The sequence below is a fragment of the Bradyrhizobium sp. Leo78 genome (assembly GCF_059512425.1).
Genome location: NZ_JCAMOT010000186.1, coordinates 1 through 560, shown reverse-complemented (window position 1 = coordinate 560; position 560 = coordinate 1). Strand labels below are relative to the sequence as shown.

The 560-nt window shown below is 64.1% G+C and carries 1 protein-coding gene; it reads right to left on the bottom strand.

Annotation, left to right across the window (positions count from 1 at the left end; translation table 11 throughout):
* Positions 1 to 5 precede the first annotated feature (5 nt).
* Complete coding sequence (locus AC5ZG1_RS44200; protein WP_455999160.1) at positions 6 to 419, bottom strand: ArsC/Spx/MgsR family protein; 414 nt, start codon at positions 417 to 419, stop codon at positions 6 to 8.
* Positions 420 to 560 lie beyond the last annotated feature (141 nt).

Genomic DNA, 560 nt, shown 5'->3' with positions numbered 1-560 from the left:
GTAGCTCACCCGCTCCGGCAGTACCCTCCGGCTGCCTCGCTCGAGCATCGCTCGAGATCGTCCTGCATGCTCCGCCCAAGCAGCGACAGCACGGGCTCATGATCGAATCCCGCGCATCTTGCGCCGTCGGCGTTGATCAGCGGGCGCCTTATCAGGAGCGGATCGCTGAGCATCAGCGCGAGTGCGCTCGCCGCGTCGCTCGCGTCGGGATTGATTTGGCCTGACTTGATACGGGGCGCGGCGCGGTTGAACCAGGATCCGATCGGCGTATTGCCGAAGAACTGGCGCAGTTCCTCCGCGCGCCACGGCTCCTTCAAGATATCCTTGGCAATCACGTGGTGGCCCGCGACCTTCAGCGCCTGCATCTGGCGCGCGTTGGTGGCGCAGTCGGGTTTTTGATAGAAGATGATCGTCGCCATGGCCTGGCCTAACTCAGCACCCTGAGCTGCACGATGGGCGCGGTGGCGCCCCGTTCGAGAATACCATCGACCTTCTTGCGGACGGCTTCCAAGGTGAGAGGCTTGATAAGCACGCCGTGCGCGCCCGCCTTGATGCCTTCG